Consider the following 19471-nt stretch of genomic DNA (forward strand, 5'->3'; position numbering starts at 1 on the left):
AAGGCGTTGCTGCCTTACCGCAATACCTGCTGCCAGCACATTTTAGAACGCGAACTCAATCGTGTCGATCTTGCTCTTTTCCTGTGTCTGCTGTCCACTTATCGAAATATCTTGAATGCGGATGCGAGGGTTCTCGCATACTTGGGACAGTATTGACAAGTAATCCCTCATCATTCTGTGTATGCCAGCTGCTTTGAACAGCTTGGAAGCATACAGGAAGCTTCCCTTCATACCATCGTCTTCTTCCGATACAGACAGCGTCAGATCGAACTTCGCGCTGACCGAGTCATCTGTCACGTAAGGCGATATCGTCAATCCACCGATTCCGGCTTCACGCTCCTCCGTATTCTGGAGGACGAACACCGTATCGAACAATGGATTGCGGCTTGTCTCCCACTGCAGCTTCAAGAGGTCAATCAGTTCCTCGAATGGATACTCCTGATGTTCGAATGCCCCTAATGTTGACTCTTTCACCTCTGCCAAAAACGATTGGAACGTTTTATCGCCCTGCGGACGGTTACGAATCGCGAGGGTATTGACGAACATACCGATCAATGGCTCCAAATCGGCATGATTGCGACCCGCAACAGGAGTACCGACAATAATGTCATCCTGACCGCAATATTTGGATAACAGAATCTGATAGGCGGACAATAAGACCATGTACAGCGTGCACTCATGATTAGAAGCAAGTTGGTTCAGCTGGCCCGTCACAACCGGGTTAATTTCGAATTCGATCTGCTCCCCTTCGAAGCTGCGAACCGCCGCTCTATCATAATCCAACGGCAACTCTGTGTTCGGAAGATCGCCTTGCAGCATACTCATCCAATAGTCTTCTTGGTGCTTCAGCCTCTCAAGATTCTCACTCGCCTGCTGCCATACCGCATAATCCTTGTACTGGATACGCAGCGGCGGCCGTTCTTCATTCGCATACAATCGAGTAAATTCATCAACTAAATTGCTCATTGAGGCACCATCAGAAATGATATGGTGCATATCAAAGACGAGAATATGCCGATCCTGCCCAACTTCGAACAACCCGACCCGCAATAATGGCGGCTGCTCCAGGTCGAACTGTCGGATAAATTGTCCAATCATCTCCGGAACTTCGTCCTCGGATGCCTGTCTGTAGTCAATAGTGAATTCCGTATTGCGATGGATGCGCTGCATCGGCTCGCCGTCTACCATCTCAAAGCCAGTACGTAAAGTCTCGTGACGAGCGATGAGCTTCAAAAATGCTGTCTGGAATTGATCTCGATTCAGCTGTCCTTCAAGCACCAGCATGCCAGGCATATTGTAGCTGAGCTCGCTTCCTTCCAGCTGGCTCATGATATAGAGTCGCAACTGAGCCGAAGATAACGGGTAGTATTCTTGCTCCTCGGCAATCGGAATGGCTGTATACAATGAGGTCTCCATTTGCGAGATTGCTTGAGACATCTCCTCGATAGTCGGATGACGGAACACACCTCTTAACGGGAAGTTGACGTTCATTTCCTTGTACAGCCTGCTCACCAGAGTCGTTGCCCGCAGCGAGTGGCCGCCCAGCTCGAAGAAGTTGTCCTTCACGCCTACGCTCGGTAACCCCAATACATCCTGCCAAATGCGTGCAAGTCTTGCTTCCGTATCTGTACGCGGCGCGATATACTCCGTTCCAGTCTCAATGCCGCCTTCTGGCTTCGGCAGCGCTCTCCGATCGATCTTCCCATTCGGCGTCAGCGGCAGCCGCTCCAACTGTACGAAGTAGGACGGAATCATGTAGCCTGGCAGCTCCTGCGACAATGCTGCCCGCATCTCGCCCGCCGTGAGTGAGCGCTCTGCCGCGAAATACGCGCACAGCTGCTTCTGGCCCGCATGATCTTCCAACGCCACCACGGTCGCCTCCTGTACCGCCGGTACATGCAGCAACTGCGATTCCACCTCGCCCAGCTCAATGCGGAAGCCCCTGATTTTCACCTGATGGTCGCTTCGGCCCACATACTCGATGCTGCCGTCTGGAAGCCAGCGCGCTACGTCACCTGTCTTGTACAGCCGCTCACCAGGTGCGAACGGGTTATCAAGGAACTTCTCCTCCGTCAAGTCCGTTCTCCCCCAGTACCCGCGTCCGACACATGCCCCAGATACGTAGAGCTCGCCCTTCACGCCGATCGGCTGCAGCTCGAAGCTGTCGTTCACGATGTAAATGCTCGTGTTCGCGATCGGCTTGCCGATTGGCGGCAGACCAACCTCGATAACTTCCGGCGTCATTGTGTAGGTCGTCACGACATGAGTCTCCGATGGCCCGTAATGGTTGTGCAGGCAGATATCGAGTCGCTTCAAGCACGCCTGCACTTGCGGTGTCACGACCAGTTGCTCGCCCGCCGTAATGATATGGCGCACGCAGTGCGGGAATGCTTCGGCCCACTCCGGCTCGGCGAAGATGAATTTCAGGAACGCCACTGGAATGAACATCACGTCGATTTCATGCTTTTCGATTTCCTGGAACAAGCGTACCGGATCCTTGCGCATCTCATTGTCGACCATATACAAGCTTCCGCCGAACAAGAGCGCAGAGAACATTTCCTGATAGCATACATCGAAGCTGCCGGACGCATATTGCAAGATCCGCGAAGGCATCGGAATGTTCGTGCCTTTCTGCTGATAATGCAGCAGGTTGACCATGTTGCCGTGCTCCAGCATGACCCCTTTCGGATTGCCCGTCGTTCCGGATGTGTAGATGATATAGAGCAGGTTGGACGGTTTGCTGCCATTCGGTACGTCAGCTCCGTCGCCTTGGTACAGGGACTTATCGCGTACATCAATTAGGCGGACATCATCAGGAATAATCCCCGGCAGCTCCGATTGCGCCAATACCAGCTTAGCCCCGCTGTCTGCCAACATGTAGCGAATACGCGTCTCTGGATATTCGGGATCGATCGGTACGAATGTGCCCGATGCTTTGAGTACGGCTAGCACTGCGACGACTGTATCCAGCGTTCGCTCGACAATAATGCCGACAGGCTGCTCTGCGGTCACCCCATACTCACGCAGCTTCCACGCTAGCTGATTCGCCTTCCGGTTGAGCTCTCTGTAGCTTAATTGCTCGCAGCCAGAGACGACAGCGACAGCATCTGGTGTCCGCTCCACCTGTTCCGCGAACAGTTCATGCACCGTCTTGTCGCATGGATGCGCCATATCTGTATCATTGAACTTATCCTGAAGCAGCGCCTTTTCCTCATTGGTTACCATGCTCAAGTTAGACAGACTTGCTTGCGGGTTATCCAGCACCGCATCGACTAATTGTTCGAAATGTCTTGCCATTCGCTCAATCGTGCCTCGCTTGAATAAATCTGTTGCGTATTCAATGCTGCACACGATTTCCGCTTCATCCTCTTCCGCTTGGAAGGTCAAATCGAACTTGGATACGGTGTGTTCATTCGGCACCGACTGGAGTCGTACCCCATCAATCTTCATTTCACCTTGATCCGCATTTTGCAAAATAAACATCGTATCAAATACCGGATTGCGGCTCATATCGCGCATCACTTGCACCTGTTCGACCAATGCTTCGAATGGATAATTCTGATTCTCGAAGGCGCCAAGCGTTGTTTCTTTTATTTCATCCAAATAGGATAAGAAAGTCTTGCTGGCAGCCGGATAGCTTCGAATGGCCAGCGTATTGACGAACATGCCGAGAAGCGGCTGTAAGTCTCCATGGTTCCGGCCTGCGATCGGCGTACCTACGATAATGTCCTCTTGAGCGGAATACTTGTGAAGCATCGTCTTGTACAGCGCGATCAGCACCATATACATTGTGGCTCCGTTCTCCGCTGCAATTCTCCGCAGCCCCGTACTTCTCACTGGATCTAGATCGAACTGCAGCAAATCTCCGCGGAAGCTTTGCGTTGTCGGACGAATGGAGTCCGTCGGCATTTCCAGCACCGGGAGCTCTCCCCCCAGTACCTTCAGCCAATATCCTTCTTGCAGCTTCATTGCCTCCTGCTGAGTATCCGATTGCTGCCATACGGCGTAATCCTTATATTGAATCCGCAGCGGCGCAAGCTCTTCTCCACTGTACAAGCGGACAAACTCATTGATGAGAATGCCCATCGACGTACCGTCTGAGATGATATGATGCATATCGAACATGAGAATGGAACGTTCTTCGGACAATTCGATAACTCCGATTCGCAGCAGAGGCGGTTTCTCCAATTGGAAGGAACGCACAAACTGCTGCATAAGCTTCGAAGCACCTTCCTCGCTTGCGAGCACATGCTCGATTGCGAAGTTTACTTCCGGGTAAATCCGTTGAACAGGCTCGCCGTTCACAATCTCAAATCCGGTGCGCAGCGTTTCATGACGCTCAATCAGTCTCTTGAAGGCTTTTTCCAATCGCCCAAGATCCACAGCTCCCACAAGCAGCATCATGTTCGGCATGTTGTAACTCAGCTCCGCCCCTTCAAGCTGATGAAGAATATACAAGCGTTTTTGAGCCGAAGACACCGGATAATGCTGGCTTGGAGCCGCCACCGGGATACTCACATGCCTGCTTCCCTCCGCATTGCTGAGTCGCTTCGCCATCGCTTCAAGCGTCGGATATTGAAATACATCTTTCAAGGGCAACTCGATATTAAGCTCCTGATGCAGTCTGTTCACGAGCAGCGTCGCCTTCAGGGAATGACCACCCAACTCGAAGAAATGATCCGTCACGCTTACACTGCTAATACCGAGCACATCCTGCCAAATTTGAACAAGCTGTGCTTCAAGCGGCGTCCGAGGCGCAACGAAAGTCTCTCCGCTCCGTCCTTCTTCCGGAGCCGGCAGCGCCTTGCGGTCTACCTTGCCGTTCGGTGTGAGTGGAAGCTGTTCCAGCTGAATAAAGTGCGCTGGAAGCATATAACTTGGCATAGCTTGACCCATCACTTCGCGCAAATGATTCCCCTCAAGCGGACGCATCGCTACATAGTAGGCGCATAGCTGCTTCTCGCCTGTGTCAGTGTCTCGTGCGACGACGACCGCTTCCTGCACATCCTCTACATTCAGCAGCTGCGCCTCGATCTCACCTAGCTCAATCCGATATCCGCGAATTTTCACCTGTTGGTCGATTCGGCCAACATATTCAATGGAACCGTCAGGAAGCCATTTCGCCAAGTCTCCCGTGCGGTACATCCGCTCTCCCTGGACGTACGGGGAATCGACGAACTTCTCTGCCGTCAAGTCTGGACGATTCAAATATCCTCGTGCCAATCCATCACCTGCCACGCACAACTCGCCGGCAACGCCTACTGGCTGCAGCTTATTGTTCGCATCAACGATATAGATTGACGTATTGCTGATCGGACGTCCAATCGGTACCGTCACCGCATTCTCCGTGACTTCGTACACATCGTGGCAAGTCGCGAATACGGTGCTCTCCGTCGGGCCATATACATGCTTGAGTGTACCTGGCGCGACATGATTGAGCGCCTTGCAGACGTGGCTGACAGATACCCGTTCTCCACCGAATAAGATAGCCCGAATATTGCTCAAGCAGGAAGCCTGGACATCAACCAGTACGTTGAAGTACGCCGTCGTGATGAACATAACCGAAATCTTCTCTTGTACGATCAACTCAGCCAATTGCCGCACTTCCAGAAGCGTCTCGTGTGGTACAAGAACAAGCTTGGCCCCGTTCAACAGCGCACCATAGATGTCGAAGGTCGACCCGTCAAATGCATAGCTGGACATCTGCAGCACGTTGTCATGGTTCGTGATGTCGATATATTCGGTTTCTCTCACCACGCGTACAATATTGCGGTGCGTCGTCAAGTTCCCCTTCGGCTTACCCGTCGTGCCGGATGTGTAGATGACATAGGCTAAGTTCTCGCTGCTTGCGTCTGTGTTCGCCTCAAGATTCGAACCGTTGCTGTCATAGGATGTTTCGGTGTCAAGAATGATAATTGCGTCAAGTGGCGATGCGTCCATTGCTGGAATTTTCCCCGTTAAGTGCTGCTGTGCCAGCATGATTCGCGCACCGGAATCTTCAAGCATGTACCGAATCCGGTCTTCCGGATATTCCGGATCGATTGGCACATACCCGCCTCCTGCCTTCAAGATTGCCAGAATGCCAATAATCATATCCGGCGAACGTTCAGACATGAGACCTACCAGCTTATCCGTTCCAACTCCGACTGCCCGCAATGTACGTGCCAATCGGTTCGCCCGATCGTTCAAATCACGATACGTCATCTGGACATCTCGGAAGGAGATGGCAACTGCATCTGGATGTCGTTCGGCTTGCTCCTCGAATAAGCGATGCAGCATCATCTCTCGAGGGTAGTTCGTAAGTGTATCGTTGAATGATTGGATCACTTCCGACTTCTCGGCTTCCGTCGCGAGCTCCAGATCTTCTACAGCAAGCCGTGGATTGTCTACGATCTGCTCCAAAATATTGTTCAAATGCCCCATCAACCGTTCCATGTCTGCTTGTACGAAGCGGTTAGCATTGTAATCAAACCGAATAGAGATCTGTTCTCCCGGTACGACGATCAAGTTGAAGTCGTAATTGGTCTGTTCCTCCACCGCTACATCAGTTAAGGATGGCATACCAAGCTCGTCGCCGCCCGCCTGCTCTAGCTGTTCGTCCATCGGGTAGTTCTCGAACACCATAATTTGTCTGATCGCATTCTGCTTCAGCGCACTGCGAGATTGTATCTCATACAGCGGATAATAATCGTACTTGCCGGACTCCAGCGCTTGTTCTTGAAGCAGCCCCATCAGTTCCGCAAAGCTGGTGCTTCCCTCGCACTTGACGCGGATCGGAATCGTATTAATGAATAAGCCGATCATTGTCTCAATGCCTGGCACCTCTGCTGGTCTGCCTGATACGACGCTGCCGAAAACAACATCATTTGTGCCATTGTATTTTTGCAAAATAACGCCCCATGCCGCTTGCAGTAAAGTATTAAGCGTAACCTGATGCTGTCTCGCCGTCCGGCTAATGGATGCGCTCAAGCCAGCATCCAATTCACGACTCCATTTTTCAGCCTTATATGGTTCGTTATCGATTCCCGCCGATGATTCTTGCGGGATCTCTGTTACCTGATCGTAATCAGCCAAGTATGCAGACCAATAAGTCCCGGCCGCCTCCTCGTCCTGCTGCCCTAGCCATTCAATGTATTGGCTGTAAGCTGGAACCGCTGTTCTATCCGGCGTCTTCCGCTCCAGTAAGGCGGCATACGTATCGAACAGTTCTTGCATCAGCTGGGGCAGGCACCAACCATCCATTAAGATATGGTGAGAGCTCCACAGTACACGGCAGCTCAATTCCCCTGTACGGATAGCCGATACGCGCATCAGGGCACCTTGTGCGAGATCGAAGCCAAGCAGTTGGTCACTGCTGACCGTTTCTTGAATGAAGGATTGCTGCTCCTCTTCATTCAGAGCGCGCACATCCTGGAACGAAAATCCTATTGGCTTGTTCCGGAATACGACTTGTACCGGTTCGCCTTGAGGGCCGCTAATGAAGTTCGTTCGCAACACAGCGTGCCGCTTTGCCAATTCGTTCAGACTGCTGGAGAATAGTTCCACATCAAGCGTACCTTCCAATGTGAACATCGTCTGCTCATGATACGCCCCCGTCAGACTGTCCATCGCGCTGTGGAACCACATTCCCTTCTGCATCGGCGTCAATGCATATACATTCTCGATCTCGCCGATATGCTGCATTTGCGAAGATATCCGATCCAGCCACTCCAAGCTAAGTCCCTTAAACAAGACATCACTTGGCGTCAATTGCGTCCGCTCCTGTGCTTCGCAGTGTGCGATAATTTCTTTCAGTGATTCCGTAAGGAGATCACCCAACTCCTCCATCGTCTCTTTGCGATACTCCTTGACGCTGTAACTTAAGCCCAGCGTCAATTGGCCTTCTGCGATCACGCCGTTAATATCGAGCGGATACTTGCGCTCCTGCTCATCGCTAATCTCCGAGCCGCTTGCATATGGAGATACGCTCAGTTCGTTATTGCTCAAGTCCGCATCGAACTGTCCCAGGTAGTTGTAACGAATTTGTGTCGTTGGCGCATCTTTCCAAGCCTGTTGGCCCGAATTGGATAAATACCGGAACAGACCGTACCCGATTCCTTTGTTCGGAATGCGGCGCAAATCCTCTTTTACCTTCTTGATCTGAGATCCAAGACTGTCGTTCGCTTCCATCCCGAGCTCAAACGGATATTCGGTCGTAAACCAGCCAACCGTCCGCGTAATATCCATGCCTTGTATAATGGACTCGCGTCCATGCCCTTCCAGCGTAACCAGTATGCGCTCGATGCCGCGCCACTTCATGAGTGCCCTGCCAAGCGCTGTGAGCAGAATATCATCCATTTCGGTGTTGTAAGCACGGTGAACATGCTTCAGAAGCCGTTCTGTATCTTCCCGATTCCACTCGAGCACGACGGATTCACTATCGCGCTGCAAGGAAACCGTGCACTCGCTGTCTTTAGGCAGGGCGGCCACTTCCGTCTGCGCGACGCCGAGCCAATAAGCAGATTCCTTATCCATCGCTGGACTATTCGCATACTCTACTAGCTGTTCCGCCCATGTACGGAAGCTGTCCGTCTTCATCGGCAGACGTACTTGGCGTTGATTCAGCGCCTGTTCGTAGCCTGATGCGAGATCCTCAAGCAATATTCTCCAAGACACGCCATCGATGACTGCGTGGTGGATAACGAGCAGCAAGTGATCACCATCACTGCCGTGGAATAAGCCTGCCTTGACCAAAGGCCCTGCCTGTAGATCAATACTGCCTTGAATGTGGTTTGCTTCCGCTTCAATCGCTGCGGCGAAATCCGACTGATCCGTTAAATCGATCTCTTCCATACTGAAGAGTTCGCCCTCTACTAGGGATCGATTCCAGAGCGAAAATTCTCCTTGTTCCGTTCTCTGAATTACAATACGAAGCGCATCGTGGTGTTCAACCAACTTATAAAGCGCCTTGCGCACTGCATCTGCGACAAAGCCATCCTTGCGATACAGCATTACCGACTGATTGAAATGATGCGGATTCGCAAACTGCTGATGCTCGAACCAATGAAGAATCGGTGTCATCGGCACCTCACCGACGACTTCTCCCTGATCAGCCGTTCGATTAATCGGCTGCATGTATGGAACCAACTGTGTAACCGTTGGGTATTTGAACAAGTCGCGAATTTCAAGCTTAAAGCCCGCCTGCTGCATTCTTGCTGCCACTTGAATGGACTTGATGGAATCTCCACCAAGCTCGAAGAAGTGATCGGTTATCCCGACACGTTCGATGCCAAGTACGGCTTGCCATACGGTTGCCAGCATCTGTTCCGCTTCCGTGCGCGGCGCAACATATTCCGATTCAACTTGAAGGCTTCTCTCTGGAGCCGGCAAAGCTTTGCGATCCAGCTTGCCGTTCGGCGCCAGTGGCATCTGCTCCAGCCTTACGAAGTATGATGGAATCATGTAGCTCGGCAGTTCGGCGGCAAGTGCGGCTCGCAGGTCACTTACTGTTGCTTCTCCGTCTGCTACATAGTAGGCGCAAAGTGACTTCTGTCCGCTCTCTTCTTCCCTCGCAACGACGACTGTCTCCCGAACCGCGTCAATATTCAGCAGCGCAGTCTCCAGCTCGCCAAGCTCGATTCGATAGCCGCGGATTTTCACCTGATGATCAATCCGTCCTAAATATTCGATGTTGCCGTCTGGCAGCCACCGTGCGAGATCACCCGTTCGGTACATCCGTTCACCCACGGAAGGCACCAATACGAATTTCTCTTCTGTCAGTTCTGGGCGATTCCAGTATCCGCGCGCCAATCCGACGCCCGCGATGCACAGTTCGCCCGCTACGCCGATCGGCTGTACTTGATTGTGCCCGTTCACAATATAAATGCGTGTGTTGTCAATCGGCTTGCCAATTGGCACACTCACATAAGTTTGGCCTGGTTCGCAGTCGAAGTACGTGACATCCACCGTCGCCTCTGTTGGACCGTACAGATTGATGAGTCGTGCTCCGCTGGCAGGTGCAACATACTGATGGAATCGCTCGACCTGCGATGCCAACAGCGCCTCTCCGCTGGTGAACACCTGCTTCAGTGGAGACAGACGCTCACGCTCGGTTTCAGGCAGCTGCTCGATATGCTCGAGGAAGGCATGCAGCATAGATGGTACAAAGTGCATTGTCGTAATATCATACTGTTCGATCGCCTCAACGATTGCTGCCGGATTCTTCTCTCCGCCAACTGGAAGCATAAGCACCTTCGAGCCGACAAATGCCCACCAGAACAGCTCCCAAACAGATACGTCGAACGTGATCGCCGTCTTCTGCATAATTGTGTCATCCGCGCCAATCGGGTACCTCTTCTGCATCCACAACAAGCGGTTGATGACTGACGTATGCTCGACCATAACCCCTTTCGGACGTCCGGTCGTACCAGATGTATAGATGATGTAGGCGATATCGGTTGGCTTGTTGACCACCTCAAGGTTAGAGCAATCCTGATCGTAAGAGCCAGCATCATCCAGATTAAAAATGCGACCTGCAAAATCAATTGCTTCACCCGCACTGCCTTGAACAATCAGCACTTGAGCCTCGGAATCGTCCAGCATATATCGGATGCGCTCTTCGGGATAATCCGGCGCGATCGGCACATAGGCGCCGCCAGCTTTCAATATCCCCATGATGCCAACCATTAGCTCTAACGATCGTTCCGCCATAATGCCGACGATCTGATCCGGAACAACGCCTGCTGCTCGCAGTGTTCGCGCCAACTGATTGGCACGATCATTCATCTCCTGGTAGGTCATCGTATCTGCTCCGTACAACACCGCCGTCGCATCCGGCGTCCGCTGAACCTGCTCCTCGAACATCCGATGAATCATCTGTTCGCGAGGATATTCGACTTCCGTATCATTGAATGCCGTCAGCAGCTCTGCCTTCTCGTCGTCGGTCGCCAGACGGACATCTTTCACAGCAATGGCCGGATCAGCTGTTACCTGCTCAAGGACGTGAATCAGATGCTGCCGCACTCTCTCCATATCTGCTCGATCATACATGGCGGCATTGTACTCGAGGCGAATCATCATATCCTCGCCAGGCATCACGACGAGATTGAAATCATAGCTCGTCTGCTCGGCTACCCGCACGTCAGTAATGTTCAATTGTCCCCGCTCATCACCAGCCTGTTCCATTTGCTCTTCCATCGGGTAATTTTCGAACACCAGAATATGATTAATCAAATCCTGCTTATGAGCGCTGAGCGCCTGTATGTCATACAGCGGATAATAATCATACCGCCCTGACTCCAGTGCCTTCTCCTGAAGTTGCTTCATCACGTCGGCAAATCTGTCATCCGCTTCACACACAACACGAATCGGAATGGTGTTAATGAATAGTCCAATCATGGATTCAATGCCTGGGATTTCCGCCGGTCTGCCCGATACGACTCCGCCGAATACAGCGTCGCCGGTATTGTTGTACTTCTGCAAAATAATGCCCCATGCCGCCTGCATTAGCGTGTTCAGCGTCAGCTGATGCTGCTTCGCTACCCGATGCATCTTCGCAGTTAAAGCCTCGCCCAGTTCAAATACGAGATTGTCACTAATATATACATCGCTGCGCCCGCTCGATTTCTTCTGAGGAAGAACCGTTTGCTGATCGTAATCCGACAGATAGTCGCTCCAATACTGGGATGCAGCTGTGTAATCCTGCTTGTACAGCCATTCAATATAGAGACTGTATGGCGATGCTCCCGATCGGCTGCTTGACCGTCCATTTACGGAATCGGAATACGTCTCGAGCCATTCTTGCGTGAGCTGCGGCAAGCACCAGCCGTCCATCAGAATATGATGAGAGCTCCAAATGACATGACTGCAGTTCACGCTCGTCCGCAACACGGACACCCGCATGAGCGCATCGCGCTCCAGATTGAAGCCCCGCTGCTTGTCAGCTTGCGCCATCGCTTCAACTCGATCCTGCTTCTCATGCTCCGGCAATTCCGTTAGATCCTCGTAACTAAATTCCAGATTCTTGTTCCGGTATACAATTTGCAGCAATTCTCCGTTCCAGCCGCTGAAGAAATTGGTGCGAAGCACCGCATGGCGCGTCGCGAGTACATCTAGGCTGCTTGCGAATAGCTGAACGTCAAGCTCTCCTTGAATCGTAAAGCGAGTCTGTTCAAAATAAGCGCCCGCTTGACCGTCCATCGCATTATGGAACCACATTCCCTTCTGCATCGGCGTCAGTGCATAAATGTTCTCGATGTCCCCGAGATCCCTCGTCTGCTCCGCAATACGCTCCAGATCCTCAATACCAAGCCCGTTAACCAATACGTCACTAGGTGTCAATTCTGGCTTGTCTTTCGATGCGCAGTGAGCAACGATCTCCTGCAAACTTCCCTTCAGCAATCCTGCAAGCCGGTCAATCGTATCGCGGCGGTATTGCTTGCTGCTGTAGCTCACTTCCAATCCAAGAACCCCAGCCGATATCATCCCGTTAAAATCAAGCGTGGTGTTACGAGCCTGACGAACGCTTATCTCTGCGCCGCCCGAATATGGAGAGACTTCCATCTCATTGTTCTGCAAATCCTGATCGAATTGTCCCAAATAGTTGAAGCTGATTTCTGGCTGAGCTGATGCTTCTGATCGTGATACATTTTCCGTACCAGACATACCTGAGTCCGATAAATATCGATGAATGCCATAACCGATGCCTTTATTCGGAATACGTCGCAAATTTTCCTTCATTCGTTTGATTCGATAGGACAAACTCTTGTTCGGATCGCTCTCGAGCAGGAATGGATATTCACTCGTGAACCACCCCACAGTGCGCGAAATATCAAGCTCCGGCATGATATTTTCGCGGCCGTGTCCTTCAAGTGTAACTAAGGCTTTCTCATGTCCACACCATTGCTGTATAGCCATGCCGAGCGCCGCGAGCAGAATGTCGTTCATGTCTGTGTTATAAGCCCGGTGAACATGCTTCAGCAGCATATCCGTCTCCTCCCGGCTCCATTCTACTACGACCGACTCGCTATCCTGCTGCAAGGATGTCTCCGCTTCGAAATCCTTCGGCAAAGGCAAAATACTCGTTGCATTCGCTTCTGCCTGTTCCCAGAAGACTTGTTCCTCTATCATGGCTTCGCTTCGTGCATATGACGCGAGCTGATTCGCCCATGTGCGGAAGCTGTCCGTCTTGGCAGGCAGCCGAACAGGCTCTCCCTTCAACGCTTGTTCATATCCAGTAGCGATATCCTCCAGCAAGATGCGCCAGGACACACCGTCAACAACGCCATGGTGCATGACAAGCAGAAGATGATCCCCCTCATCGGTACGGAACAATCCGGCTCTTGCCAACGGCCCATCGTGCAGGTCGAAGCTGCGCTGAATCTCCGTGGCCTTGGCTTCAATGATCTGCCGTACATTCTGCTCATGATCACCTGATGCTGAGCCAGTAAGGTTTAGAACTTCCAGATGGAACAATTCTCCCTCTTCGATTGCGCGATTCCAAGCTGTATAATCACCTTGATCATTCTGTCGGAATACGATGCGCAGCGCATCGTGATGTTCCGTTACTGCCTGAAGTACATTGCGGATTGCCGCTTCGTTAAAGCCTTCTCTCCGGTACAGCATGATCGACTGGTTATAGTGATGCGCATCGGCAAACTGCTGTTCAAAAAACCATCCAAGAATCGGCGTAAGCGGCACATCACCTGATACTTCGCCCTGATCTGCAACCTTGCTTGCCCTCTGCAAGTGGGACCCCAGTTGGGCAATCGTTGGATACTTGAACAGATCCCGAATTTCAAGCTTATAGCCTGCTTGCTGCAATCGGGAAGCAACTTGGATAGACTTGATGGAGTCGCCTCCAAGCTCAAAGAAATGATCCAGCACACCGACTCGTTCAATACCAAGGACGGTTTGCCATACATTCGCCAGCGCTAACTCCTCTTCCGTGCGTGGCGCCACGTATTCAATCCCCGTGTGCGCACCCGCTTCTGGGGCAGGCAGCGCCTTGCGATCGACTTTCCCGTTCGGTGTGAGCGGCAGGCGATCCAGTTGAACGAAATAGGATGGAATCATATATGCGGGCAATTCATCGGCCAATGCGCTTCTCAGTTCACTCACCGTCAGCTTGCGATCCGCAACGAAATAAGCGCATAATGCTTTTGTCCCGTTCGGATCCTGACGCGCCACGACGACACTCTCCCGAACAGTCTCCACCTTAAGAAGCTTGGACTCGACTTCGCCGATCTCAATGCGGTAACCGCGTATTTTCACCTGATGGTCGATACGGCCTAAATATTCGATGTTGCCATCCGGCATCCAACGAGCCAGATCCCCTGTGCGGTACATTCGGTGATCCTGCAGGAATGGATCTGCGACGAATTTCTCGCTCGTCATCTCTGGACGATTCCAATACCCACGACCGACGCATGGGCCGCCGATATAGAGCTCCCCGATGACACCAACCGGAAGCAAGGAACGCTGTCCGTCCATAATGTACATCGTTACACCCGGCAATGGTTTTCCAATCGGCAGCGCTCTTGGAACAGTTGGAGTCGTTGGTTCATAATAGCTGGCATCGATGCATGTCTCAGTCACGCCATAGCTATTAATGATGCGGAACTGCGAACCGAATCGATCCAGCATCTTCTGAAACTCATCCGGCGGGCAATAGTCCGATCCAACGGCGACAAGCTTCAAGCTGCTGATATCCAGCTTGTTCTCATACACATATTCCATAAGCGGAATGACGATAGATGGCGTGCAGTCGAACATATGAAGACGATGCTTCCGGATCAATTCGTAGATTGCAGCCGGATTCGCACGTGCATGCTCAGGGCAAAGAACCAGTTCCCCGCCATGCAGCAGCGCACGAATCAAATCACCTGAAAATACGTCGAATGAGAAGCTCGCCCATTGCATCCAGCGAATGCTTTCTTCCCGCAGACGATATTCACGTTCCCAAGCCTTCGCCATAACTGTCAGTTGTCTGTGCTCAATCATGGCACCCTTCGGCTGTCCGGTCGTGCCCGATGTATAAATGACGTAAGCCAGGTGTTGTGGTTCAGTGATGGACACAAGATTGGCAGCATCCTCAGCATAGGATGACTCATCATCAAGCAGAACCCATGTACCGTCAAACGATGAGAGAGACTGTAAATGGCTCTGCGTCACCAATACGTTTGCCTTGGAATCCTCCAGCATGTAACGGATACGTTCTTCCGGATATTTCGGATCAATTGGAACGTAAGCGCCGCCTGCCTTCAAGATCGCCATAATGCCCACGATCATGTCCAGCGAACGGTCTGCCAAGATGCCGACGAGCTGCTCCGGCTGCACGCCGTGTTGACGAAGCGTACGTGCCAGACGGTTCGCCCTCTCGTTCAACTCCCGATACGACAGTTGTTCATTCTCATGCACGACCGCAGTTCGTTCCGGTGTAAGAGCGGCCTGCTCCTCAAAGAGTTGATGAACCGTGTGCTTCTGCTCCATTTCTGACGGATCATGATTGAACTTGAATCGAATTTGCTCTTGCTCACCCGGCGTCAACATCCCGAGCACGGAGATTTGCGCCTCAGGCGACTGTGCAATTGAATGAAGCAGCTGTCGATAATGATCCGCCATTCTTACGATTGTGTCTTGTCTGTATAAGGACGAAGCATACTCCAAGCTGCAAGCGAGCCCTTCCGCTCCTTCCGCAACGTCCAAGCTGAGATCGAACTTGGATATTTGGTGTTCGAAGCCATACGGCTTCAATTGGAGTCCTGGAAGTTCAAAATCCTTGTTCTCCATATTTTGTAGGGAGAACATCGTATCGAACAGCGGGTTGCGGCTCATGTCTCTTGTAACATGAAGCTTCTCAACAAGCTCTTCGAATGGGTACTCCTGATGTTCAAATGCAGCTAACGCCTGCTCCTTCACTTGTTCCAAATAAGCACGGAACGTCGATTCTCCAGCCGGATAATTGCGAATTGCGAGCGTATTGACGAACATACCGATAAGCGGCTGCAAATCGTCGTGCATTCTCCCTGCGTTCGTCGTGCCGACGACAATATCTTCCTGACCCGTGTACTTATGCAGCAGCACCGTGTAAGCTGCGAGCAGAACCATGTATAACGTCGTTCCGCTATCCGCTGCGAGGCGTTGCAATGCCGTACTTATATCCGAATCGACCGTAAATTCATAAGTCTCCCCTTCGTAGCTCTGAATGGCTGGACGCGCGTAATCCGTTGGAAGCTCAAGTACAGGCAGTTCTCCGCCAAATGTTTGCAGCCAATAGGCCTCCTGCTGCTTCGAGCGCTTCTGCTGTGCTTCCGACTGCTGCCAAGCGGCAAAGTCTTTATATTGAATGCGCAGCGGTGGCAGCTCCTCACCGCCGTACAACCGAGCGAATTCCTCTACTACGACTCCCATAGATGCACCGTCAGAAATGATATGGTGCATGTCATAGAGGAGCACATGACGATCCGGTTTCATTTCAATTAAGCCAACTCTCAGCAACGGCGGAGTCATCAAGTCGAACGCTCGGATAAATTCGCGGGTTTTCTGCGCCGCTTCCTCCTCGCTTGCCTGCATATATTCAATGGCAAAGCTTACATCCTGATACACCTTCTGCACCGGTTCTCCGTCCATCAGCTCGAATCCGGTACGCAGTGTCTCATGTCGTGCAATCAGCTTGCGGAATGAGGCTTCGAGGCGTTCTCTATCCAGCAGTCCCTCCAGCAGCATGGCACCCGGCATATTGTAACTCTGTTCCGCACCTTCGAGCTGCTGCAGGACATACAGCCTCTTTTGCGCTGAAGATACCGAATAATACTCGCTTTCCTTCACCCGTTCAATCGCGCTGAACTCCTGCTGCTCCATCCCTTCCATAAGCAAAGCCAATTCTTCGATCGTCGGATTGCGGAACAAATCACGAAGCGGCACATTGACGTTCAACTCCTTGTGAAGCTTGCTTGCCAATGTAGCTGCCCGCAGCGAATGTCCCCCAAGGGCGAAGAAATTATCCTTGATGCCGACCCTTTCCACACCAAGCGACTCCTGCCAGATTTGCGCAAGTCGTTCTTCAAGTGGAGTACGAGGCGCAATATACTCCGTGCCAATAGCCATGTTAGCTTGGGGATCGGGCAATGACTTGCGATCCAGCTTGCCGCTTGGCGTAAGTGGCAGCTGTTCCATTTGCACAAAGTGAGAAGGAATCATGTAATCCGGCAGATTGGAAGACAGCGCCTCTCTCAATTCATTCACGGTAAGCGCAGAGTCTGCTACCATGTACGCACACAGCATATGTTGGCCATTACCGTCCGGCCTAGCATCCACGATGACCTCTCGTACGCCCGCTATCTTCTTCAAGCTCGACTCGATTTCGCCCAGCTCGATACGGAATCCACGGATTTTGACTTGGTGATCAATCCGTCCCAAATATTCAATTGTGCCGTTCGGCAGCCATCTGGCGGAATCACCAGTATGGTAAATGCGTTCTCCTGGCACAAATGGATGAGCGGCAAATTTCTCTTCCGTTAATTCGGGACGGTTCAAGTAGCCTCTCGCCAGCCCCTCACCGGCTATGCATAATTCGCCCGGCACATGTAACGGCTGCAACTCCCCAGAAGTATTCAATATCAGCACACTCGCATTAGAGATCGGTGTACCAATGGTGATGGGTTGATCCTTCTCGAGGCCGATTGCGCAGGTCGCCACGACGCTGTTCTCTGTCGGGCCATATTCATTGAACAGCTTTACATCAGGAAGCTGCTCCTTGCTTCTAGCTACTAATGCACTGCTGACACTCTCGCCAGCCAATGTCACTGTACGCAGCGTAGACACAGACTCGGCCTGCATCACATTGAGCAGCGCTCCGTATAGATTCGGTACGCAAATGAAGTGCGTGATTCCCGATTGGCTGATAGCGCCATGCAAGGCGAGCGGATCCTTCGCGTCCTCTTCCTTAAGTAAAAATAAACCTGCGCCGGACAATAATGAGCAGAACGCGCTCATGACGAAGCCGTCAAAGGAAAATGAAAACAATTGCAGAACCCGGTCGGAGGAAGAAAGCCCGTATGTCCGAATTCTCCACAATAGCGCATTGACTGCGCTTCTATGTTCAATCATGACCCCTTTCGGATTGCCTGTCGTGCCCGAAGTATAGATGACATATGCCAAGTTGCTTGAATCGGACACAGAGGAAAGTTCCGTCTCGTCGTCATGATAATTATGTTCGCTATTCATATCCACGATCGTGCCTTCATAGGTGACACGCTCGCGAAGATGGTCTTGAAGCAGTAGCGTCTGCGCTCCCGAATCCTCGAGCATATAACGAATGCGCTCCTGCGGATATTCAGGGTCGATCGGAACATAGGCCCCGCCAGCCTTCATGATGGCTAGCAAGCCTACAATCATTTCAAGCGACCGTTCGGCCATGATGCCAACGAGCTGATCGGATCGAACGCCAGCGTTCTGTAACGTACGCGCCAGCCTGTTCGCCCTTCCATTTAGCTCGGCATATGTTAACTGTTGCTGCCCATAAACTGCCGCAACAGCATCCGGCGTGCGACGTGCTTGTTCCGTGAAGAGTTCATGAATTGTTCGGTCACGTGGATACTCTGCAGCCGTCGTATTAAATCCGTGCAGGAGCAGCGATGTTTCCTCATCCGAAAGTAAGCGAAGATCCCCCAAATTCGAATTTGGCTCAAGCAATACGATGCTCAGCACGCGCTGCAAATGCTCAATGATTTGCGATATAAATACTGAGTCATAGACACGTTCGTTATATACAACGCTCAAAAGGAGGTTCTCAGCTTCGAACTCAAATTGGAACAATACATCTGCAACAACCGTTGGAATAAAGTTAACGGTATGTATATTCTTCAGAGCTGCCATCGTATTGATGACAGGCAAGCCATTCTTTTCTTGTACATTCATCTGCTCAGTTATGAGCCGGAAGGGGATATGCTGATGTCGAATCGCTTCTGTAAAGGATTGTTTCAGTGAAGTAAGCAAGGATTTGAACGTGAGCTCTTCATTGACATTCTCCTTCAATAGGACGACTTGATTGATGGGAAGTCTCTTCTCCCCTGCTTTTCGCACGATAGGCATGCCGATGACGATGCGATTCTCGCTCGTGTATTTGTGCAGCAAGCATTGGATGCCACCTAGTAAAATCATGAAGGCTGCTTGATGCGAGCCCTTAGACATGCGAATAATTCGTTCCGAAATTTCAGCAGGCATCGAAACAGAAACGGAATAATGTCGTGCCGCTTCACTGCTTGGAGTGCTCGTGTAGGGCAAAGTCGTAGGCGTATCTTCAGTATCGAGTTTCGCTTTCCAAAATTCGATTTCTTTATCAAAAGCCATTCTGATCATCTCCCCTCTCAAATCAAGTAAAGCCCCTAGAGGACGGCATCCGTCCATCCGGGTACGTGCCTGTCAATCCATTGCACGCAGCCCGAATGAACGAAATCCAATCCTAGTGTCATGAATGACGCGTTAACAACCG

General features: G+C 51.6%; 1 protein-coding gene. It reads right to left on the minus strand.

Annotated elements, in window-relative coordinates:
• Positions 1-42 precede the first annotated feature (42 nt).
• Complete coding sequence (locus M3661_RS23685) at positions 43-19329, minus strand: non-ribosomal peptide synthase/polyketide synthase (RefSeq protein ID WP_251489198.1); 19287 nt, start codon at positions 19327-19329, stop codon at positions 43-45.
• Positions 19330-19471: the final 142 nt, after the last annotated feature.

It is taken from the genome of Paenibacillus sp. MER 180, from assembly GCF_023713665.1.
In the GTDB taxonomy this organism is placed as follows: Bacteria; Bacillota; Bacilli; order Paenibacillales; family Paenibacillaceae; genus Paenibacillus_B; species Paenibacillus_B suaedae.